The sequence below is a fragment of the Aquimarina algicola genome (genome assembly GCF_006443095.1).
Taxonomy (GTDB): domain Bacteria; phylum Bacteroidota; class Bacteroidia; order Flavobacteriales; family Flavobacteriaceae; genus Aquimarina; species Aquimarina algicola.
Genome location: NZ_VFWZ01000004.1, coordinates 187,388 through 212,100, shown reverse-complemented (window position 1 = coordinate 212,100; position 24,713 = coordinate 187,388). Strand labels below are relative to the sequence as shown.

9 protein-coding genes and 2 tRNA genes are annotated in these 24,713 nt (G+C 33.0%); 10 read left to right on the top strand and 1 reads right to left on the bottom strand.

Annotated features, from left to right (window positions below; genetic code table 11):
• The first annotated feature begins 3 nt into the window (after positions 1 to 3).
• The 6 genes from FHK87_RS14595 to FHK87_RS14570 all read left to right on the top strand — a co-directional run bounded on the left by FHK87_RS14595 (position 4) and on the right by FHK87_RS14570 (position 20,815).
• Positions 4 to 6,435: a fibronectin type III domain-containing protein gene (locus FHK87_RS14595; protein WP_140594349.1), complete on the top strand. Its 6,432-nt coding sequence runs from the start codon at positions 4 to 6 to the stop codon at positions 6,433 to 6,435.
• Between the two features lie 3 nt (positions 6,436 to 6,438).
• Positions 6,439 to 7,608 (top strand): hypothetical protein, encoded by a 1,170-nt coding sequence (locus tag FHK87_RS14590; protein ID WP_140594348.1) that lies wholly within the window; start codon positions 6,439 to 6,441, stop codon positions 7,606 to 7,608.
• A 293-nt stretch (positions 7,609 to 7,901) separates the two neighbouring features.
• Entirely contained in the window at positions 7,902 to 12,512 is a 4,611-nt protein-coding gene (locus FHK87_RS14585; protein ID WP_140594347.1) for a hypothetical protein, read from the top strand.
• Positions 12,505 to 14,598, top strand: a complete 2,094-nt coding sequence (locus FHK87_RS14580; RefSeq protein ID WP_140594346.1) for a fibronectin type III domain-containing protein — start codon at positions 12,505 to 12,507, stop codon at positions 14,596 to 14,598. The genes FHK87_RS14585 and FHK87_RS14580 overlap by 8 nt, the downstream gene beginning before the upstream one ends.
• Positions 14,599 to 14,609: 11 nt before the next feature.
• Positions 14,610 to 15,518 (top strand): hypothetical protein, encoded by a 909-nt coding sequence (locus tag FHK87_RS14575; RefSeq protein WP_140594345.1) that lies wholly within the window; start codon positions 14,610 to 14,612, stop codon positions 15,516 to 15,518.
• 149 nt (positions 15,519 to 15,667) lie between these two features.
• Entirely contained in the window at positions 15,668 to 20,815 is a 5,148-nt protein-coding gene (locus tag FHK87_RS14570) for a T9SS type A sorting domain-containing protein (RefSeq protein ID WP_140594344.1), read from the top strand.
• 389 nt (positions 20,816 to 21,204) lie between these two features.
• Here the strand turns inward: FHK87_RS14570 and FHK87_RS14565 are convergent.
• Positions 21,205 to 21,279 (bottom strand) — tRNA-Pro (locus tag FHK87_RS14565).
• A 108-nt stretch (positions 21,280 to 21,387) separates the two neighbouring features.
• Between FHK87_RS14565 and FHK87_RS26590 the strand changes: the two genes are divergently transcribed.
• The 4 genes from FHK87_RS26590 to FHK87_RS14545 all read left to right on the top strand — a co-directional run bounded on the left by FHK87_RS26590 (position 21,388) and on the right by FHK87_RS14545 (position 24,457).
• Positions 21,388 to 21,846 (top strand): methyltransferase family protein, encoded by a 459-nt coding sequence (locus FHK87_RS26590; protein ID WP_140594343.1) that lies wholly within the window; start codon positions 21,388 to 21,390, stop codon positions 21,844 to 21,846.
• Positions 21,847 to 22,005: 159 nt separating this feature from the next.
• Positions 22,006 to 23,307, top strand: coding sequence for a cytochrome ubiquinol oxidase subunit I (locus tag FHK87_RS14555; protein ID WP_140594703.1), 1,302 nt, complete (start codon positions 22,006 to 22,008; stop codon positions 23,305 to 23,307).
• 3 nt (positions 23,308 to 23,310) lie between these two features.
• Positions 23,311 to 24,348, top strand: a complete 1,038-nt coding sequence (locus tag FHK87_RS14550; RefSeq protein WP_140594342.1) for a cytochrome d ubiquinol oxidase subunit II — start codon at positions 23,311 to 23,313, stop codon at positions 24,346 to 24,348.
• 34 nt (positions 24,349 to 24,382) lie between these two features.
• Positions 24,383 to 24,457: transfer RNA gene (locus FHK87_RS14545), tRNA-Pro, on the top strand.
• Positions 24,458 to 24,713: the final 256 nt, after the last annotated feature.

Here is a 24,713-nt window from a genome sequence, read left to right as displayed (position 1 = left end):
CCTATGAAAAAATTAGTACTTGCACTATTTATACTCTTTTGTAGCAGTGGTAAAACTTTAGCTCAGCAGTTTCCTATAACGATACTCCCACAAGTTAACCCTCCTGTACCTGTAAATTTTTATAATTATGCCGATGGGACCACATTAAATAGTCCGCTTAGGGTACAATTACTACTTAGAGACATTACGATCAATGACGAACAAATACGATTAAAAGTTTCTTTTGATGGAAATGGAATAGCTTTTGAAAGTAGAGATATAGTGATTGGGGCAGCTCCATTATTTATTAGCGGAGGTGAACCGTTATCATTAACAAATGTAGAATTAGCTCCTTATTTTGAATTTCAAAACTTACAAGGGATTAATCCTAATATTTATGGTAGAACCATTCCAGAAGGTAGCTACCAATTTTGTTTTGAAGTTTTTGATTTTTCAACAGGAAATCGCTTGTCTTCAAAAACTTGTGTTAGTACTTATATTTTTAAAAATGAACCTCCAATATTAAATCTTCCACTTAATGGTTATAATATCGAGCCAAAAGAAGTAGAAAATATTGTTTTTCAGTGGACACCAAGACATATTAATGTAAGCAATGTTGAATATGAGTTGAGTATTGTAGAAATTTGGGATGATACTGTTGATCCTCAAACAGCTTTTTTATCATTGCCTCCTGTTTTTGAAACAACAACACGATCAACATCATTTGTATATGGTCCAACTCAACCATTATTACTGCCAGAAAAGCGTTATGCCTGGAGAGTAAGAGCAAAAGCATTAAAAGGAGCAGAAGAAATAGGACTCTTTAGAAATCAAGGTAATAGCCAAATATTTTGGTTCTCGAGAACCTCTCCATGTAACGTTCCTATTAATGTATATGCAGAGCCTAAAGGAATTTCTAAAATTAATGTTTTTTGGGAAGAAGATCCTTCTGTGTATACCGAATATACTATTGCGTATAGAGAGGCTAATAAACCTAATGCACAATGGTTTACTATGCGCACCAATAGTGGATGGGCTACTATTTGGGATTTAAAACCGGGAACAACATATGAATATAAAGTAAAAGGTAAATGTAAGTATCAATATGGAGATTTTTCTGAAACTCAAGAAATCACAACAGCCACCGCTCAAGATGAGACCGCTAATTATAACTGTGGCATTGTTCCGGATGCAGTTGCGATAACTAATAGAGAACCAAATCCCAATCTTAAGATCGGAGATCGTGTCACAGCAGGTGATTTTGTTATGACAATTACCGAATTAGAGAGTAATAATAATGGTAGAATAACAGGAAGAGGATATGTGAAAATACCTTATTTTAAGTTTGCTCGATTCGGAGTAAAATTTAATGATGTTTTAATTAATACAAGCAATCAGCTGGCAGAAGGAGAGATCATTACCCTATATGACCCTGCCTTTGGAGAAGGTGAAAACATGACTGTAGATGTTGATCTTGATGTTGTAGAAATGATAACCGGAGATCAAGGAGAGTTATCAAGTGGCGAGGTAGATTTTGTAATTGCAGATATAAAGCCTGATGAAAATAATGCATGGATAATAACAGGCACCAATGGAGAACAAGTTGTAGTTCCAGGAGGACAAGATGTAGTGATTCGAGATGAATCAGGAACTGCCTGGACTGTTGGAGAAGATGGAACAATAAGTCAAGAACAAATTGCAGAAGGAGGAGCTGTTACAGAAGATACTACTAGCGGGTTGATTAATGATGAAGTCTCTCAAATATCTGCTACAGGTGTGCGGATAGATTTTGAAAAATCAGGATTTTATGCCTTTGATAAAATACCAGATAATGTTAAAGAACAGCTGGGAGCAAAATATAAATCACTTGCTATGGCTAATGGAGAAGTTTATCAAATACCCTACAAAGTCATATCAGATATAAGAGGAGAAGATAAAATAAAAGCCAAAGCTACATTTTATGACGATAATATTACTACCAAAGATATTGTGTTTAAAACCAAAGAAGGAATTGAGATTCCTGCAGAATGGAGTGATAATACAGCAACATTATCGCTAAAGAGAAAATCAGATTATCTTATAGAAGAGATTTTAGCAACGGTAAAACCTAAAAAACCAAAGGAAAAACATACTATAGCAGGAGCATTTAATTTAGTACATCTAGGGAAACCAGAAATGTATGCTATTAATTTAGTGATTGTACCTGTTAATAATGCAACTGTTAATTCTAGAATACAGGAACAGATTAATACTATTTATAATAAAGTAGGAGTAAATTTTAAAACCATAATAGGAGACCGATTACATATTCCGGAAAGTGTATGGGATATTGATCAAGATGATCAGGTTATTAATGCAGGGGACAGTGGGATATTAAATTATTACTCAAAAGAAGAAAAAGCAATAAACGAATACTTCAAAATACAAACAAATTATAACAAACAAACGTATTATCTATTTGTAACAGACCTAAAATCATTTAATAGTGATACTGCAAGAGAAATAGATGGCTTTATGCCGCTTAAAGGACAATTCGGGTTTGTCTTTCAAAAATCTAAAGAACAATCTACAACTATAGCACACGAATTAGGGCATGGAGTCTTTGGCTTAGAACATCCATTTGTAGAATATAAAATCCCTGAAAAATCTACAGACTTTTTGATGGATTATAATGGAGGTACAGTCTTTAATCATATGGATTGGAAAAAGATTCATGCCCCCGGATTTAAACTGTATTGGTTTCAAGATGATAATGAAGGAGAATTTTATAGAACAGATGGATTGCCTGTAACATCAATTTTTAAACTTCTAAGATGTGAATATCATAAAGATAATCCTACGGTAAGTTTTGAGCTTTCTGAGAAATTAAAAGAATTAGGAAAACCAATTAAAACTGATGGATATAATGTAATACGTTATCGTAATGGTAAATTGATAGTGCCTGACCACGATGAGTTCAAAACTGTTACTATTAATACTATTATTAGGTATAAAGATAATCCCAAGACACTGATACCATCTTCAGGAGTTACCATCAGATCAATCGGAGATGGTTATTTTGAATACAATCTGGGAGACATCATAGTTGCAACGAATGAATTATCATTATCTAAATTATTTAATTCAAATCCAAAAGAAGAATTCAAAGCGTACATAACATCCGAAGGAAAATATTCAAATCCTCAAACGAAAACAGATTATGTTTATAAATTCCTTTCAGACAATGATTTGTCTAATGATGATATCAATTTTTTATTGAATTTATCAGACTGTGAACTTGAAACACTTAATCATGAATCAAGATTTAAGATTTTAAGCTTATTATCTCAAAAATGGACTTTATTCGAAAAACGAGAAAATCTAGTTTTGGATATTTTAAGAACAACTTCAAAATATTCGTTGAGTAATACTCAAGAAAATTCGTATGATCTATTGCTTACAAACTTCCAAAATGATTCTGATGTATATAAAATAATTTTCGAAAGAACTGGAGGAGATAATAAAGAACACCTTTTAGATGAACTATTTACGATTTGGTCAGGAAGTACTTTCTATGAAACATATCATTCTGATGACTCAGGAAACTATAATGTAAATGTTAGAAATTCAGAGTTTTATAGAGAGTTTAAAAAAGAAATAGAGCGATTTATTTATAATACAAATACTTCTGAATGTTTAAGTGATCTTAGAAATTTGAATACAATTGACCTAAGAAATTGCTTAAAGAATGCTACATCCAATGATATCTTGAGCATAACACTTGAAGATCGAAAATTTATCATAGAAAAATTGTTGAGTTTTTCACCTAGTTCTCAAGGGAAAGGATTTAAAATAACGCAAGAATGTCTAATAAGGTTAATAAGTTTGATTCCCGAAGAGGTTGATAAAGATGATTTTATAAATTATTTGACAGAAACAAAAATAACAGTTTCAATGCCTTCTACGTCTATTGATGCTCCAAATGTCAATAACACAAGTGATTATAAAATAATAACTGCCTTATTTAATAATGTATCTGATGCTAGCCTTATAACATCTGGGGATTTTCGTTTAGAACTCATAAAAGCATTTTCAAAATTAAAATTGAGATCAGAGAGCTTTAAAATCAAAATGAACAGGATTTCAGAGCATATCCAGAATTTTGATATGGATGGATTAAAAGAAGATGGTCTGGTAATGTATGAATATGATTATCAAAATATTTTGAAACGATTATATACCGACCTTCCATTTACAGAAAATAACGGATATGTAAGTCTAGAGACAAAATTAGTTGATAATAATGGTAATACTACGCCCAAAATTTCAATTACTCAATTTTCTAAAGTCGGACTTGGGAGCAAAGAAATTTTGATCAACGAAAAAAAATATGATCCTTTTGATATTATTCTTTTTGTAAACACCTCAAAATTACCATTACTTTCAGATTTTTCTAAACCTGATGCATCCGGAAAAAATGTAGCGGCTCCTGCTCCAGCTATTCTAGCACATTATGCAGCAAGTGTTGGCGAAGAGCAAACACAATCAGATATAATTCAAACAACAATAGATGTAGGAACCTTATTTATTCCCGGAGGGCAATTGAGTGCCTTGGGTAAAGCGTTTTATTATGCAGACAAAATCAGTTCTTTGACAAGTATAGCAGGAACTTTCAATAGAGAAAAAAACCCGGAACTATCTAGCCTTCTTAACAAGATTAGTTTAGCTACAGGTCTTGTAAGTATGGCGGATTTGGCTATATCTGGTACCAAGCTTGTTTCTAAGACTCCGGATGATGTGACAAAGGATCTTGTTGATCACGCAGAGAAATTAATGGACATTATTAAAAATCAACCTGACGAAATAATTCAAGTTTTATCTTCTGAAAAGGGCGTTAAAGGTATAAGAGAGCTAACAAGAGTTTTGGAAAATGAGAAAGAAGCTTTGGGTAGTGCTATCTCATCAAGTGATGCTATTAAAGTTGATGAAGCAGTATCAGCTTTAAAGAGGTTTAAAGCATCTTCAAATTCTAATAAAAAACTTAGCGAAGAAATTGAATATATATATGATGATCCTGATGGTTTGTACTTGGATTTAAGTTTAGGAGAAATTCATATTGAAGTCCAAAAATTAATAAAACAATCTGAGCTTCCTGAAATAATAAAAGCAGAGTTTGCAAAAGTTGATGATTTTAAAATGCTAAGAAGTTTGATTGATGGTCATTCTGAGACTCTTTTTGATATGATAAATTCATCCAATATAGGGTTAGTAGATTATACGATGTTCTTAATTAAAGGTCGTAAAGAGGAACGTTTTGATTATAAAACATATAAATACTTAGTAGCTGAAGCAGAAAAAGTATTTGAGTTAGCTCCTGTAGAAGTAACTCAAAGAGCTAATAATGGTGGATACAGAGGTGCATTTTTTGATGGCGAAGTAAACGGAAATTCTGCAGTTTTTAAATATGATAGAAATCATACAATAAACGCTATGGACGAAATGGAAAAAATCTTAAAGGATTTAGAGAGGTATGGAGGTCCTGAGTTCTATGGTCGCTATAGAGTACAATTAGAAGATGGGTCATGGCGAGAGGTTATTGGGATGGAAAAAATTACTGGATATAATATTAAGGAAATAGAAAGAAGAGTGTTAAATGAGGAAAATTTAGATCCAGATAATATAGGGTTTACTCAAGTTGCTCCTATGTATCTTAAAGCTATAGATGATATCGAAAATCAATTACTAAAAGATGGTAATAGGCTAATAGAAGATATTAATCTAGGTGATTTTATTCTAACTAATGATCCTAATAGACCTATTGTAATGTTAGATATGTTATTAGAACCAGGTACAAGTTTACATCAAGGACTAGTAACCAGTGGGACAAATAGACCTATTCGTGAAATCATCGAAGAGCTTATTGAGAAGACTAAAAGTGTTTCGGTACCAAGAAATAGTAACAGAAAATACCAATTCGAAAATGAAGGATATGTATATAAATCTACAGTAGAAATTGAAGAAGATGGAGCAAAGCTAATTACTCACTATCTCAAAAAAGAAGGAGAGAAAGATCGTGAAATTGGTGTGTCTTCAATTTCTAAAGATGGTTTGTTATATGACTATGTAGTATCATTGCCAGACAAATTGAAAAGAAAAGAAGTTTCAAAAGCTGTAATGCATCGTTTATTAAAAGAAGATATTAACAAAATATCTAGTGAATATCCTAATAGTGAATATCTTCCTGATAATTACAATGCGTTTATGAATACTTATAGTCCCGATAAAAAAAATGAAGTAGAGGCTGTTCTTGCTACTCCAGAAGGAAAGGTATTAGGCAAAGAATGGATTCCTACTGAAATAAGAATCAGTAAAAAAGAAATACTTCTATCATGGGTTAGAAAAACAGGAAATTCAATGGAATTAAGAATGAGTCGACTTAAACAAAGAATTAAAAAAGCTAGACCAAATTGTAAATAAGATATGAGATTTAAAAATAGTATAACAATATTGATTTTTACATTATTTATTTCTCTTGTAGGAGTACAAAATGTAAATGCTCAAGTAGAAGAAAAATGCCTTATTGATGTATGCGTTGATGAAATAAGAAAATATGATTCTAATGAAATGTTTGATTTGTTTGAATCCAAAGGTGAAAAAGTATTTGATGCTTGGCAAGTATTATATCGAGCAGATCCTGACATAAATAGGATGAAAGTCTCTTTACTCGAAGAAATTGAGGAGTATTTGAGTTTTACAGGAAAAAGTGTTGATGATGTTGTAGAAGAGATAAAAAATGTTGAACTAGGTTATGAAGCTTGGAAACTAAAAAATATAAATAACCCCCAATCAACTACGATTCTTTCTGTTGACGAATTATTAGCTAGTGTAAATTATTCAACATCAAAAAAGAAATCTTTAGAAAGAGATTTAGCTTTGTCTAATGAACTAACGGAAAAATTAAGTAATAATCCAGACATGTTAGAGGCATGGAACTTATTTTATGACATTAATGTAAGTGATAAACTAAGAACAGATGTAAGTAACCTATGGGCTATGACAGCTTACATTAAAAATATTGAGAAGCAAAATTTTTCATTTTCCGTAGAATCTTTTAATCGGTTCGTAAAGGATAAAATTGATAAAGATGCCTATGTAGAGTCAATACTTTTTCCAACAAAAAAATATGGAGGTATAAAAATACGAGAAGAGTTGTTAAGTGAGGTGCCACTTGTAACAGCCAAAGTAAGTAGTCCTCAATATTCAGGAGCGTCAAAGTTTGGAGCATATGAGATACGAATACAAAACGAGAGAATTGAATACTTGACTGTTGATGATAATTCAAAAAGCGTATGGAAACCGCTTAATGGAGAACAATTGGATGATGTAAATTTTGTATTCACAAATGATGGAAGACTTAAAATAGGACACGGTCATTATAATTTGTCCGGAGAATCAAGAACGGTTATTTCTGCTGGTAAACTAGTTATAAAAAATGGTAAAGTGACCGAAGTTTCAAATTTTAGTGGTCATTATCAACCTTCTATCGATAATTTGAACAAAATATCAGAGGTATTTAAAGAACTAAAAGTAGCTGATGAAAATTTTAGAGTATTTGAAAGACCTTACTCGAGAAAAACAGAATCAGATTAAAAAAATCAATATCTATCTTAAATATAACATAAGTGCTTTTGATAGTCAATACAATTAGTCTGCACTCAATAAAAAATCTCTTTTTAAAGGGGTTTTTTTATTGAAATACGCTTTTAAAATCTAAACTTTTTATACCTATCAAAATATATTTAATAGATAAAAATTACTAAAAACAGTGGTTTTTTTGAATCTGATAATAAATAAACTTGCATCGTATTTGGTGGGTGAAAGTAAAATATCTGAATAGCTTTTCACACGATACATTTTATAGCCTTTAACAATACTTTTTGGTCATGAATAAATTAATTCAGGTTTTATTGTTTTTCTTTTGTTTGTCTACAACTTTTCTTTCTGCAAGAAATGTCAATGATTTGGTAGACAGAAAAACCGAATCAGTAAAAGATAGTTTACAAAATAATAAGATTAATTATAATGAAAGTACTATTTCTTCAAAACCAGTTAAGACTTTTCGAAAATTTAAATCATTAGAAAAATTTAATGTTCCTATATCTGTAAAAAATACAGTTAAATTAAACATCAAAGATGGATTTCAATTTAATACTGTCGATTCTTTACAAAATAAAAAATGGTTAGACATGGCTAATAATGTCTTTTCTACGGTAGATAAGACACAAAATTATGTAGACCTACTTTCTGATAGTAGTCTGGGAGAATTACCTGTAGCCATTCGCCCAACTGAAATTAGTAATGTAAAATATACCGTAGGCATTGCAAAGGCGGTCTTTAAATCAGAATACACAGAACTTACAGCTTTTCTTAAGATAGAAACGGCGAGAGGGGTATTGATACTAGGCGGTTCTGATATAAAACTTTCGCACGAGGGAGGTATTATCGGAGAAGCCAAACTTAACTTAATCTCTCAATTTTCGTTTAATATTAATAATGGTAAAGCTGTTGTGGTGCTTAATGGTAGTTTTGAGCAACCTGCCACATATGCCTTAATTGATTGTTCCGGATTTAAAGAATTAAAAATAGATGCAGATTTAAAATTCTCTAATGGATTATTGTATCCTGTAGACGAAAATGGAAAAGAAAAACTTGGATATGTAGAGGGTAATTTTAAAACAGTAGTTAGTGATTGGAATGATATCGTAGTCAATATTTCACTTCCCGAATTTGGAATTAAGGGGATAAAGGGAACAACATTCAAGTTTAATACAGCCATATTCGATTTTAGTGATTTACGTAATGATGCTGCGATGCCACAAGATTACTTATCTAATCACTATAATGAAGCCCCGGAACTATGGAGAGGAGTATATATAAATACATTAGACGTGGTGCTTCCGAAGGCATTTAGAAAAAATAATAGTGATAAACGTATTTCTTTTGGAGCGTCAAATTTAATCTTAGATGGAAAAGGAGTCACAGGAAAATTTGAAGGAAAAAATATACTTACTATAGATGAGGGTTCAGCATCAAAATGGCAATTTTCTTTAGACCGTTTTCTATTAGAAATAGAAACTAATAGTCTTAAAGCTGGAGAATTTGAAGGTGAATTTCTTCTTCCTGTTTCAAAAGAAGACCGATTAAAATATGCTGCAATTATTCAGCCTGATGAGTATAGTTTTAGAGTCACAAATACAAATGAAATCAATTTTGATGTATGGAGTGCCAAAGTTACTTTGACCAAAGATTCATATATAGAAATGAAAGTAAAAGAGGATGAGTTTAGACCTAAAGCAAATCTTAATGGATCTTTTGATATTAAATCGGGACTCAAAAAATCATCATCTGAAGATAATACGGTAAATTTTAGAGGGATTGTTTTTGAAAATATGCTTTTGCAAACAGAATCTCCTAAGTTTTCTGTTGATTATTTTGGATATAAAGGAAATATGAGTCTTGCCAACTTTCCTGTTACCGTAAATGAAATAGGGCTAAGAACTCCATCTGGAGACCGTCTAGAATTAGTATTTGATTTTAATGTCAATTTAACTTCAGAAAGTGATGGTGGTAATGGTGGAGGAGCAAAATTAGCGATCAAAGCACAATTAGAAGATAAAGACGGAAGAGACAAATGGCGATATGATGGGATTCGTTTGGAACGCTTATTTGTTAAGATGGAAGTTTCTGGTATGGAACTCAAGGGAGCCATATTTATTTTTGAAGATGATCCAACATATGGAACCGGTTTTGCAGGAGCAGTTGGTGCCAAATTTAGTGTAGGGATGAGTTTAGAAGTAGAAGCCAAAGCTTTATTTGGTCGAAAAGAAGATTTTAGATATTGGTTTGCAGATGCACAAGTGACACTCCCTCAGGGTATTCCTATTTTCACAGCCTTTTCTATTAATTCATTTGGCGGAGGATTTTACAACCATATGAAAATGGCAGGAATGGCGCGCGAAAAAGATGCTGCATTTAATCATATAGGTGCTTCAACCTCTGGGGTGATATATGAACCATACAAAGAAAATGGATTCGGATTGAAAGCAACAGTCGGGCTTATCACAACAGGGTCAGAACAGTTATTTCATGGTTCACTAGAATTCGGGATATCATTTTTGAAATCTGGTGGTCTACAAGAAATTTATTTCAAAGGAGAAGGAGAGATGATTAGTAGTTTACCTGGAGATTTTTATGAAAAACTACAGGACAAACTAGGGGTAATTTCTAAAGGGAACAATCCTATATTACCTGCTTACAAACCTGAAGGAGCAATGGCAGCAAATGTTTTTATCAAGTTTGATTTTGTGAATGATGTATTTCATGCCACATCAGAATTGTATATCAATTTTGGAATTCTTAAAGGCGTTGGGCCCAATGGTAGAGCCGGTTGGTTAGATTTTTATGTAGGGCCGGATGATTGGCATTTATTAATAGGAACTCCAGACGATCCTGTAGGAGTAGTAATGGATATCGGTATCCTGAAAGAAAGAAACGAAAGTTATTTTATGGTAGGAAGTGATATTCCTGGTAATCCTCCTTTACCTCCAGAAATTGTTGCAAATATTCTAGGTATTGATGTATCAAAATTAGACTATTCTAGAGATTTGAACATGCTAGAAGCTGGAAAAGGATTAGCATTTGGTTCTAGATGGAGTATGTCTACGGGGGATTTGCGTTTTCTCATATTTTTTGCACGATTTGATGCTGGATTAGGTTTTGATATTATGCTAAAAGATTATGGTGAGGCACGTTGTAAAGGTTCATCAGAGCAAATAGGATTAAGTGGTTGGTATGCAAATGGTCAGGCTTATGGCTATTTTCAGGGGCATGTGGGGCTCAAGTTCAAAATATTCGGTAAAAGAAAGAAAATAACCATATTCAGAGGTGCTGCAGCTGCATTAATGCAAGCAAGATTACCTAATCCTGTTTGGGTTAGAGGATATATTGGCGGTAAATACCATGTATTGGGAGGCTTAATCAAAGGAAAATTTAGATTTAAAATAGAATTAGGTGAAAAATGTGAAATTATAGATGGTAGTCCTTTGGATGGGATTGTAGTTATAGGAGATATGACACCAAAAGAAGGAACAGGAGAAGTTGATGTATTTGCAGCTCCACAAGTAGCTTTCAATATGCAAATCAATAAAGTATTTGAGATTCCTGATGATACGGGAGACAACAGATACCGAATTTTAATGGATAAGTTTGAAGTAACCAAAGACGGAGAACTTATAGAAGGAGAAATAAAATGGAATCGATACAATAGTTTGGCAACTTTTTATTCTCATGAGATTTTACCCCCAAAATCACAACTCAAAGCTTATATACAAGTTCATTTTGAAGAATATGTAAATGGTGTATGGGAAGTTATAAAAGATAATGGTACTGTATCAACAGAGACAAAGGAAGTCAACTTTACAACAGGAACAGCACCCAAAAAAATCCCACCACATAATATAGAATTTATGTACCCTGTAATAGGGCAACAAAATTTCTTTATTAAAGAATATGATATGGGGTATGTCACTTTAAAAAGAGGTCAAAAATACCTTTTTGATCAAGTGCCTAATTTTAAAAAGACAACTACAATACTATCAAAAACAGGCACAGTATTACTAAAAGATTTTAATTACAATAGTGCCAAAAAGCAAATTACGTTTAAGTTGCCTGAAGATATAAGTACTCTAACAGAGTATGAAATTCAATATAAACTTGTACCTCCAGAAAATGATGATTTTGACCATGTGATTAATGAAAAATATACTTCTCAAAATCTAGAAAGTGAAGGGAATGAGATAGAAATTAAATCTAATACATTAGATCAAATAGCAATTAAAGGAGAAGAGCGAGAATTATTGAAATTTAATTTCAGAACAAGTCAGTACAAGACATTTGATAAGAAAATGAGTGCTGTCAAAAAAACAGATGATTTGTTCGATCACTTTCCCTATCCTTATGGAGTAGCACTAACTTCACGGATTAATCCTATAGAACCTTTTGATATAGCAGAACTACAAGGAACCCTCCAGACAGGAAATAAACCACTGATTGTAGCTAGAGCTATATTAGATGATAGTTATTATAAAAAAGAGATTTATCCTTTATTATATGAAGAGTATCCTCTTGCCGGTAGATTTTCTGTGAAAAGAAATATAGATGAGGTCAGTATACCACCAGTAGAAGGTGTTGAACCACTATCTTGGTATTTAACCAGTATAGAAAATAGGGTGTCAATACAAAAGTTTAATGATTTTATACCTTATCGATACAATGTCACTTTATATTACTTACAGGATTATGAAGACCTTAGATATCAACTAATTACTTCCGATCTCCCCTGGGAACATATGACTCAATATAGTGATCTTATAGTAAAGCCTTTTCCTACTATGAAGAAAGGAAATTATAAAACCAAACTCCAATATGTCTTACCAGGGCAAGTTAAGAACGGAGGAAGTGACATTAGAAAGTATTATAACCCACTTTATGAATAAGTATTTTAAATATAGTATCCTTATTATAGTACTATTAGTATCTATAAGAATATCTAGTCAAGAACCTATCGGAAACGAAGAACCTGAGGTAAAAGTGATAGGAACAGTTACGAAAGAAGCAATTAAGTTACGATGGGCTGTTAATACTCCTTTAGCCTGGAAATATGCAATCCAATATGGATATATCGTTGAGCGTAAGACAATAGCTATAGATGGAGAACTTTTAAAAATACCCGTAACCAAAAAACTAACAGTAACGCCTATTCTTCCTAAGCCTTTGCCTGAATGGGAAAATTTTGTAGACAAAAGTGATCAGGCAGCAGTAGCAGCACAAGCTATGTATGGTGATGATTTTAATATAGAATTTGAAGAAGGAGGTAATGGTTTTTTAAATATTGTTAATCAAGCCAAAGTATTAGAGCAACGCTTTTCTTTTGCTTTGTTTGCAGCAGATCAGGATTATGAAATTGCCAAATTTTCTGGATTAGCCTTTATAGATTCAGATGTGAAACCTAATGAACAATATTTATATCAAGTATATAGTGCGATACCAAAAGAAAGAATGAAGGTCAACCCTGGAGGAGTATATTTAGGATTAAAAGATTATAAACCACTCCCGGAACCTTTAGAGTTTATTGGGATTTTCAAAGATAAAAGTGTATTACTGAGTTGGAACTATAAACTCTTACAAAGAGAATATAATAGTTATATCATAGAACGAGCAGATGCCAATAATAATTTCAAACCTCTTAACGATATACCACTTGTTAATTTTAATGGAAAAGAAAAAAAATCTTCGGATCGTATGTTCTTTATTGATAGTTTGTCTCAAAATGATAAAGAATATAAGTATCGTATCAAAGGAATTTCTCCTTTTGGAGAAATAGGGCCTCCTTCCAAAGTGATTGCAGGACAAGGAAAAGCTCCATTAGTATATAATCCTGCAATCACCGAAGCCAAATTAAAACCAAATAACAACAGCACAGTGATTACTTGGGAGTTTCCTCAAAAAGGTTTAGAAACGCTGGCGTATTTTGAACTTAATCGTTCTGATGAAGTAAATGGAAATTATACTACAATCCAATCAAATATTTCAAAATCTGTACGAAGTATTACAGTCAATGAACTTAAAGCTATCAATTATTTTACAATTACCGCAGTAGGCGTTGATGGTACAAAAAGAGTATCCTTTCCCCAAATGGTACAACCTGTCGATGATATTCCTCCTTCTACCCCCCTAGACATAAGTGGAGTTATTGATTCGACGGGAATTGTACAACTTCGTTGGAAAATGAATACTGAGAAAGACTTCTTGGGCTACAGGGTATTCAAAGCAAATTTTGACAATGAAGAGTTCACACAAATTACTTTTCGTCCAATACCACAAAATGAAATTATAGATACAGTAAATGTAAAAACGCTTAATAATAAGGTTTATTACAAAATTCAAGCATTTGATAAGCGATATAACCCTTCTGGATTTTCGAAAATATTGATGCTAAAAAAACCAGATGTTATTCCACCAACAAAACCCGTTTTTAAATCTTTTAAAGCAGATAATGGAATCATAACATTACATTGGATTCCGAGTAGTAGTATAGATGCATCAAAAACACTTGTTTATCGTAAAGAAACAGGAAATGATACTCCTTGGGAATTGATAGTAGAAAAAAGCCTTCCAGAAAACACATATGATGATATGACTGCAAATCTTGCGATAACATACTTATACACTTTGGTTACTGTAGATGAGTCAGGTTTAGAATCAGAACCCGTAACTCCTCTCGTTATTCGATTACCTGATAATACACCAAAACACGAAATTGATAAATTTTCAGAACTGGTTAATAGAGAAGAAAAGAAAATTTTTTTGAATTGGAAATATGATGCAGGTAATGTGGTCGAATATCTATTGTACAGAGCAGAAGAAGAAAAACAACCAACACTATATAAAGTGTTTAAGGGTAAAGAGTACACTTTTATAGATCAGAATTTAAGAGTTAATACCAGATACACTTATATGTTACAAGCAGTATTTGAAACCGGAGCTAAATCTCCGCTAAAAAAAATTGAAGTAGAATATTAGAGATAGACGCTATGAAAAAAATATTACTTATACTAGTATTAATAGTATTGAATGTGTTCAATACAAGTGCGCAAGACCGAGAATATTTGATTTCGATAGAAGGTTTTATAGGACAAGGTCCTCGTCTTTGTGGCGGATATCACGGATTACAATCTATACGATTATTTTTTGCTGACGGAAGCTCTAGGTATATTTTTGGTTCGAGTGCAGAATTAGAGCATTCTAATCAAAACTTTGAAGCTCAATATGTTTTTAATGAAAGCAATAGAGTAACCAGAGTAGAATTCCGTAGTGTACCTAGAACAAGCGGTTTTAGAGGATGCCGTAATAACCCTACTCAAGATATAATAAGTATTGATATTCCTTCTATTGATTGTTATAATAGAAGATTCTTACAAACGCAAATATTTCCTAGTCATAATAGAGGTTCTGCATTGATAAATATTCTCCCAAAACCTGAACTTCAATTTGAAGATAGTGATATTTCTACAAGCTCAGTATATAGCGGATGTACCGATAGTGGTATAGGAATTATAGCGACTTCAGGTTTTGCATCACCTAATTCAGCTTACAAGTGGGAGTTTTTAGATAATATAAACCTAGATAGAATTACTAATCAGACATGGGTTTTTATAAATAGAAGGTTGAATGAAGCAATGAGAACTCTTACACAATGTGAAGAAATGAATGTTTGTCCACAACCTCGACGAGTTTTAGAAGAGCGTGTAAGAGAACTAGAAAATTTATTAGCAAGTACACCACGAACAGTAGAGATATCAGTTTGGAGACCAATAGAAAATAAAGAAGGTCAGAGCCAAGTAAATCTTTTACCTTCAGATTTATACCCAACAGATCGATCTGCTCAACAGGCAGTATTAAATCAAAATGTCCAAATTATTTTAGATCAGTATCAGTTATAGACGATAGTGTTTTAGATATTCTTACGATTCAATTTCTATCACCACCACCTCGATTAGATGGGCTTCCGGTTATTACTCAACCCGTATGTTTTGACTCTAGTGCAGAAATCACATTGTTTTTTGATCGTAACTTACGATCAGATGAAAACTTGTACCTTAATTTACAAGAACTAAGAGAAGGAGAGTATCAATCTGTAGGAAATAATATTTTATCAGGAAGTACAAGCCCATTTGAACGTGTGGGTAGAAGATGGCGATATAGGTATAATAGAGATCGTAATCGAATTGGTAACGGGAGATACAGAATAGAAATAGGAGGGTACGATCAAAGTACAAATTCTCCAACATGTTTGATAGTTCCTATACCGGGAGGCTTTCCTATCACGCTACCGGATCCTGTAGATTTTACAGTAGAGAAGAATAACGATCAACTGTGTCATGGTACTAATACAGGAAGTATAGAAATTACTGATGTTTCAGGAGGTTCGGGAACATATTCTTACAGTTTAGATAATGGAAATAGTTGGAGTACCACTTTTCAAAGAAGAGATCTTCCTTTATCAATAAATAGTTTATCACCAAACAGATATCAGGTTCAAGTAAGAGATAGTAATAATTGTCTGGCCCGAGAAAGTGATAATATACGAGTAAAAACCATATCGATTTCCATTGATAGGGCGATACAGGTAGCGCATACTGTCGGCAGTATAAGTCTTCCTTCATCAAATACCGGGGTAGATGGTATAATAAATATAGAAAGTATTAGAGGAGGTGTTCCATTTACAGATAGATTGATACCATATTATCGTTATCAAGTACTTATAGATGGAGAAGAAAGCAATATACAAACATATACAGATGTAGCCACAAATAATGGATATCAAATATCAAGACTTCCTGTAGGATCACATATTGTTAGGTATACAGACGCAAATAATTGTATTACGGATGTTGCTTTGCCAGAAATAGTAAATCCCGTTGCGATAACAGATGTAACAATTACAGAGCAAATAGCTTGTTTTGGAGGTGTCGCAAGAGTGGAAGTTACAGCAACAGGAGGTGCTTCGGGTACTTATGATTATGCACTTTGGAACGGAACACCTATTCTTGAAAGTGATTGGCAAAGCAGCCGTATATTTTTATTGAATGCCAGTAGAGTGTCAGGATATCGTTTTGTAGCTAGAGATAGAATAGTAACCAATTTTATTTCAAGTGAATCTACTCCTGCATTAACTATTGATCAACCTACTCAGATAAGAATTAGAACTCTGGCAATTGATCATAATACAGTTTTCAATGGGAGTGAAGGTGCAATTTCAATTGGTGTTGATGGAGGCAATTCAACTCGTTATACCATAAATTGGGAAAGAAACGGAGAATTAATATCCAATACAGGTATAGCTATTTCAAATCTTTTGGCAGGAAGATACGTTGCTATTGTTTTGGATGGAAGTAATTGTGAGATGCGATCAGATGAGATAATAGTTAATCAACCAGATGAATTGCTTGTCTCTGTAGTAGTTGCAACGCCAATTGCTTGTTATGGTGGCGTGGGAACACTCTCTGCCGAAGTAACGGGAGGACTACCTATTGGTGGTAGGTACCAATACCAATGGTTTAGAGATGATATACAAATTGATAGTGAAACATCAAGTACACTTAGTGATGTAATACAAGGTAATTATAGTGTAAGGGTAGCAGATAGGTTTACATCTAATACGGCAAGTGTAACTTTTACTCAGCCAGATGTTTTGAATTTATCAATAGTAAGAGGTGATAATATATCTTGTTACAATCAAAATAATGGTAGAATTATTCTTGATCCTCAAGGAGGAACAAGGCCATATTCATTTTCAATAGATGACCGACGAACGTATATTTCTGAAGCCGACCTTACCGATTTTACATTAGAAAATTTAGCATCAGGAGATTATGAAGTATGGTTGAGAGATGCAAATGATTGTGAGATAACTACTCCACAATCTATAACGCTTATTCAACCTGAAGAAATTGTAATAAATCCTGTTGCAGTATCTCCTGCAACTACAATTGGAGGAACTAATGGTAGTTTTGTTATAGAAGTAACCGGGGGCACAGGAGAATATCGTTATTCATGGACAAAAGATGATGATGATACTTTTACTAGAACAACAAAAGATATTGATAATTTATCAGTTGGAGCTTATACAGTAGTTATTACAGATGCCAATGATTGTAGCCAAAATAGAACTTTTCAAGTTGTAGAACCAGATCCAATGGTAGTGAATATTGAAATTGTTCATCCTATCTTGTGTTATGGGGATAGTTTGGGAAGGCTTCAAGCAATAGTTATGGGTGGTTTTCCTATAGAATCTACCCCTTCTGATTTTGAATATCGTTGGTATCGTATAGAAGATGCTACATCAACTTTAATAGATATAGATATATCTCAAGATAGCATAGATAATCTTCCGTCAGGACAATATAGAGTAGTAACTACAGATATAACAGGAGTTAGTAGTGAAGCGACAATCGAACTAGGTGAACCAGATGATTTAGTAGTTACACTTTCAAGTTCTCCTACTCAAATTCTTTGCAATGGAGAAGATACAGGAGCAATTGATATTACTGTGGTAGGAGGTCCTGTTGATGAAGATACGGGAGCATATCTTCCATATAGATTTCGTTGGACAAAAGTAGAGGATCCAGATTTTCTGGCAACAACAGAAGATCTAGAAAATATAACCGCAGGAACTTACGAAGTTGTTGTTATCGATGATAATTCGTGTACAACAACTCTTGGTAGCCCCGTTGTCATAGAGCAACCAGACGCTGGTTTAGAGATATATGAGGTGAATCCAGTTAATTTAACAGGATTTAAAACCGGAAATGGAAGTATATCTGTTGAAGTTAGAGGAGGCACAATACCATACACATATTCTTGGATAAATTCAGAAGATGTTACATACTCAGCTTCTACACAAGATATCGAAGATCTTTCGATTGGAATATATACTTTAGAAGTGAAAGATGCTAATAATTGTGTAACGGCTATTACACAAGAAATAACAGAACCAAATCAGCTTATCGTCGAAATCATTCCAATCTCAGAAGAAGAAGGTATACAATGTTTTGGCGAAGAAACACAGACTCCTTTAACCACAACAACAAGAGGAGGTATTGGTTCTTACACCTATGAGTGGTTTGAACAAGAAAATCCTACCGAAGTAATTTTTACAACTCCTACAACAACTAGAGTCAGAGCCGGTGTATATAGAGTTGTAGTTACAGATGAAAATGGTAACACAGATGACTATGTTTATGAGGTAACAGAACCAGAAGAACTCTCTATCACAGAAAGTGTAAATAATTTGATGTGTAGAGGAGAAGCTAATGGGAATATAGATATTATGGTATCCGGAGGAGTAGAACCGTATTCTTATAGATGGAGCAATGGAGCAATTACAGAAGATATATCTTCTTTAAGAGCAGGAAACTATGCTGTAGTAGTAACAGATGCAAATCATTGTCAGCTCCAAAGAGAGATAACAATAACTCAACCACCAGCATTATTTGTTGATGGACCAATAGAAAGAGTATTACCATCTTCTGACAGTACAAGAGATGGGAGTATTACAGTTACTATTGGTGGTGGATCACTCCCTTATACCTACGCATGGAGAAACCTTAGCGGTGAATTACAATCTTCAACTACAAATGTGCTTAATAATGTTGGAAATGAGGTATACTCTTTGACTATTACAGATGATAATGGATGTGTTTTGCTAATAGATAATGTGGATCTATTCGAGACTCCGGTTTTACAAGTTGATATACAGGAGGTAAATGTAATTTCTTGTTTTGGAAGTTCTTCGGGGAGTTTAAGTGCTATTGTAGAAGGGGGACAACCCTTTAGTGGAACAAAACAGTATAACTATCAATGGTTTGATGCAGATGATAATACTTTGATAGGTTTGGATCAATTTTTACTAGAAGACATTCCGGGAGGAAATTACTATGTAATGGTTTCTGATGCTTTGGGAACAGAAATTACTAGTGATGTATTTGTATTGACACAACCAGATGTTTTACGTTTAAGTTTTGAAGCAGATTATGTAAATTGTGGAGATGGAGATGACTGGGCAATAACGCCCCAAATAAGTGGAGGAACGGCACCATTTACGTATCAATGGAATGATGGTAGTACGACAGAAGGTTTAGAAAATGTAACTGCGGGGACATACAGTGTTGAGGTTACAGATATCAGAGGATGTAGTGTGATGGAACAGATTACAATCGATATACCAGACCCATTAACGATTACAGAATCACTAACGCTCCCAACATGCTATAATGGATGCGATGGAATAATAGATATAACAATTCAGGGAGGAGTAGCTCCTTACACATATCAATGGAGTAATAGTGCTACCCAAGAAGATTTAACAGGAGTATGTGCAGGGACCTATACTGTTATTGTGACAGATGCGAAAGGATGTCAAACAAGAAGAGATATTACTCTAGGAAACCCAGACGAGCTAATAATAGATCTTGGAGAAGATGTTACTTTATGTTTTGAGCAAACTATTGTATTAAATGCAACAATAAATGATCCTAATGCTAGATATCAGTGGACATCAACAAATGGATTGACAAGTAATCAACCTGCTATAGAAGTTAGTGAAGCAGGAATTTATGATGTTTTGATTATAGATAGCAAAGGTTGTGAAGCGTCTGATAGTATTTTTGTTGATACTACCTCCGAAGTCATTTCAGCAAATTTTATAGCTTCAACCCAAGTGTTTGCAGGAGAAAGGTTTGTAATAGTTGATAATAGTGATCCATTACCAGATGCCATAAATTGGATATTCCCTGATGAGGCGGAAGTGATTTATGAAGATGATAATTATGCTGAGCTTACTTTTGAAGCACCAGGAGAGTATGAGATCATATTACAGACTCAAAAAGGATTATGTACAAAAGAGACTGCAAAGACTGTTATTGTTGTAGAAAAAGAAATTGAAGGAGAAGAGGGAGAAGAAATTAATAGTAACATCCAAAATACTATTGATTATTTAGTATATCCAAACCCTACACCGACAGGAAGATTTACTGTAAATGTAAATTTATCAAAACCACAACCAATCAACTTAAAAGTGTTTAATATGATTAATAATACTGTAATAGATTCTAGAAGAGGAGAAGGAAATGGAGAGTACATTTTTGAGTATGACATGTCTATTTTACAATCGGGAGTATATTTTTTATTATTGGAAACATCCTCTGCAAGTCAAGTCAGAAAAATTCTTATCCAATAGTTGAAGTAACCACAATTTATTCATGAAGATATTTTAAAGTAGTTTATGTATATGAAAATCATTGAAACAATGAAGAAATGATTTTATAGTAAATCATCTAAGTCAGAAGCTGTTCGATTGCAAATTCTATTTAAGCTGATAAATATCTATTTTATATTTCTTGTTGATATAAAATCTCAGTATTACTAAATCATTCTTTTGTGCAACCTAACATATAGTCGATGATATAGTTGCTTTTTATTGATTTTGACTGACCATAAATTTTTTGAATAGATGTATATCTTTCGTATTAATCTTTTGGTACCAATCTAAATATACAATAAACTGCCGACAACATGAGATATAAAAAAAGCCGTTTGTAGTCATTAGAAAACAAACGGCTTATTTTGTCGGGGTGGCAGGATTCGAACCTGCGACCTCCGCGTCCCAAACGCGGCGCGATAACCGGGCTACGCTACACCCCGATTAAAAGGTTATCTTTTTAAGGGTTGCAAATATATATAATTCATTTTATTATGTGATAAAAAAGAGGAATAAAATTCTCTTTTTTGATTTTTATATACCTTTATAATATGAAATTAATAAATAACAAGGGTAAAGTATATGTATTACTTCAGTTTATTTTATTCATAGTTTATATTATTCCTGTAAATGATTTCACCATTTTTTGTTATCCAAGACTTAATCAATTATATATAATAACATTGTCATTTGGTTTTATTATTGTAATTGGGGCAATAATACAATTGAGAAATCAACTTACGCCTTTTCCCGAACCAAATCAAAAAGGAAAATTGATACAAAATAAATTTTATAAAATATCTAGACATCCAATTTATACAGGTATTTTGCTAATAATCTATTCATATGCTATATATACATGTTCTTTATATAAAATTTTAATATCTATAGCATTAACGATTTTGTTTTATTATAAGAGTATATATGAAGAAAAGCTCCTTGCAAATATGTATTCTGAGTACTCAGAATATAAAAAGAAAGTAGGTCGTTTTTTTCCTAAGTTTTTTTAGTAATAATTCATTGTAAATCCCTTTATAAAATCAGCTTTGTACCGTATCTTTATACAGTAAAAAATAATCCTGGGGAATTTCGTTTTTTTTATAGAATTGTAACGTAAGTTACTGACATTATCAAGTTAGTAAAATACCTTTATAACAAAAAAGAGTATGATAGAAAACATAGATGCAGCAAGGCTTCAAATGGCATTTACATTAATTTTTCATATTGTATTTGCGTGTATAGGCATGGTGATGCCCTTTTTTATGGTCGTATCCCATTATAAATGGCTAAAAACACGAGAGCAAGTTTATTTGACTTTAACTAAATCGTGGCAAAAAGGTGTCGCGATTTTTTTTGTTACAGGAGCAGTGTCCGGAACTGCACTTTCTTTTGAGTTAGGATTACTGTGGCCAGAATTTATGAAACATGCAGGCCCGATAATAGGAATGCCTTTTTCTCTCGAAGGAGCTGCCTTTTTTGTAGAGGCAGTTGCATTAGGGTTTTATTTATATGGTTGGAATAAATTACCTGAGAAATTTCATTGGTTTACAGGAGTTATTATAGGGATATCAGGAGTAATGTCTGGTATATTAGTTGTCGCAGCAAATGGATGGATGAATGCCCCAAGTGGTTTTGATTATATAAATGGTGAATTCTTAAATGTTGATCCTGTACAGGCGATGTTAAATCCGGCATGGTTTACTCAGGCATTACACATGACATTAGCAGCTTTTACTGCAACGGGTTTTGCTGTAGCAGGTATTCATGCATATCAAGTATATCGTAAACGAAAAATAGAGTTACATACCAAAGCATTTAAAATAGCAATTACATTTGGTGCTATAGCCGCTATCTTACAACCGATAAGTGGTGATCTCTCAGCCAAAGATATAGCAAAAAGGCAGCCTGTTAAATTAGCGGCTATGGAAGCACATTATGACACTGAAAAAGGAGCACCTTTATTTATTGGAGGAATTGTAAATAACGAAACTAAAGAAGTTAAGTATAAGATAGAATTTCCGGGAATGTTATCATTTTTGGCATTTTCAGATTTTGATGCTGAAGTTAAAGGCTTAAACGATTTTCCCGAAGATGAACAACCCAATGTACCTATGGTCCATTATGCTTTTCAAACTATGGTGGGTATTGGTACACTATTATTAGCAGTAGGAGTTTTGTATTTTATCTCGCTTAAACGAAAAAGGTGGTTGTCTAATAATAAGTTTTGGCTATTATTTGTATTAATGGCACCACTCGGATTTATTGCTCTAGAAGCAGGTTGGATCGTTACAGAAGTAGGAAGACAACCATGGATCATTCATAAAATCATGAGAACTAAAGATGCAGTTACTCCTATGCCTGGAATTGTTTTCAGTTTTTATACTTATATAGCAGTATATACGGTACTATCTATAGCAGTAACTTGGCTTATGCTAAGACAAATTAAAGTATTAAACCAATCTAATATATAGACTATGTTGTATGTCGTATTATTCTTTTTAATTTTTTCACTGTACCTGTATGTGGTTTTGGGTGGAGCAGATTATGGAGCAGGAATTGTTGAATTGTTTTCTTCTGAAGAAAATCAAAAGATAACAAAAAAGACTGTTTATAGAGTCATGGGGCCTGTGTGGGAAGCAAATCATATATGGATTATAATCCTGATTGTGATTTTATGGATTGCTTTTCCGGTGTACTATAACATAATGGTAGTACATCTACACATACCTATTACAATAGTATTGCTAGGAGTAACGTTACGAGGTGTCGCATTTGTATTTAGACATTATGATGCGGTGATTGATAATACCCAAAAATTGTATGATAGTATGTTCAAAATCTCAAGTTTGATTACTCCAATTTTTTTAGGTATTGTATTCGGGGGCCTGATTAGTGGTAAAATTCATATTACAGAAGATATAAGTACACTATCTTTTTATGAAGCCTTTATACTTCCTTGGTTTAATACCTTTAGTATTATGGTAGGGCTGTTTTTTGCAGCATTATGTGCATTTTTGTCTTCTGTATTACTTATTGGAGAATCTAAGGAGGGTAAGAAAAATATTTATGTTAGAAAAGCTGCTATTGCCACAATTGTAGTGTTTGTTATCGGTTTAATTACTTTTAGTTATGGATATCTATCAGGTATCGTCTTTGTAAAAGATTTTTTGAAAAGCCCATATGCGATGATTTGTGTGGCTGTATCTGCCTTATTATTGCTACCCTTATGGAAAAAAATAACTCAAGGAGATATTATCTGGAGTAGGTTTTTCGCAGGGTTACAGGTGTTTTTGATTCTTTTGGCTGCTCTAGTATCTCACTTCCCAGATGTTATTATTACTCAAGAAGGGAGTATAAGCCTTGTAGAAAATATTGCCCCCGAGAGTGTTATAAATGTTTTAGGGATATCTTTAATCATAGGAGGAACAGTAATTCTTCCTGGATTATTTCATCTGCTCAAATCGTTTAAAATGATAAAAATCCTAGAACAAAATAATAATCCTTTAATTTAATCACAAGATTATTATATTTGCACTCTGATTTTTTCGGGTAGTAGCTTAGTCCGGTTAAAGTGCTGGTCTGGGGGACCAGAGATCGGAGGTTCGAATCCTCTCTACCCGACTTTTTAATATATCAAATAGTGATAAAAACCTGATAATTATATGATTATCGGGTTTTTTGTTTTGGATTAATCATTTCATTTGAATTGATATTGTAAAATAAGTTACCTACTTGGTTATCTTGTTTTAAGAGGTTAAAAATGGTAACCGAACTTCTTTGATTTAACTTTCGTTCAATAATGTTTAATTTAAAAAAATGAAAGTATGCAGACTGTTCATATTTTAATGTTATACAAGTAATAAACAAGTGGAGTTCT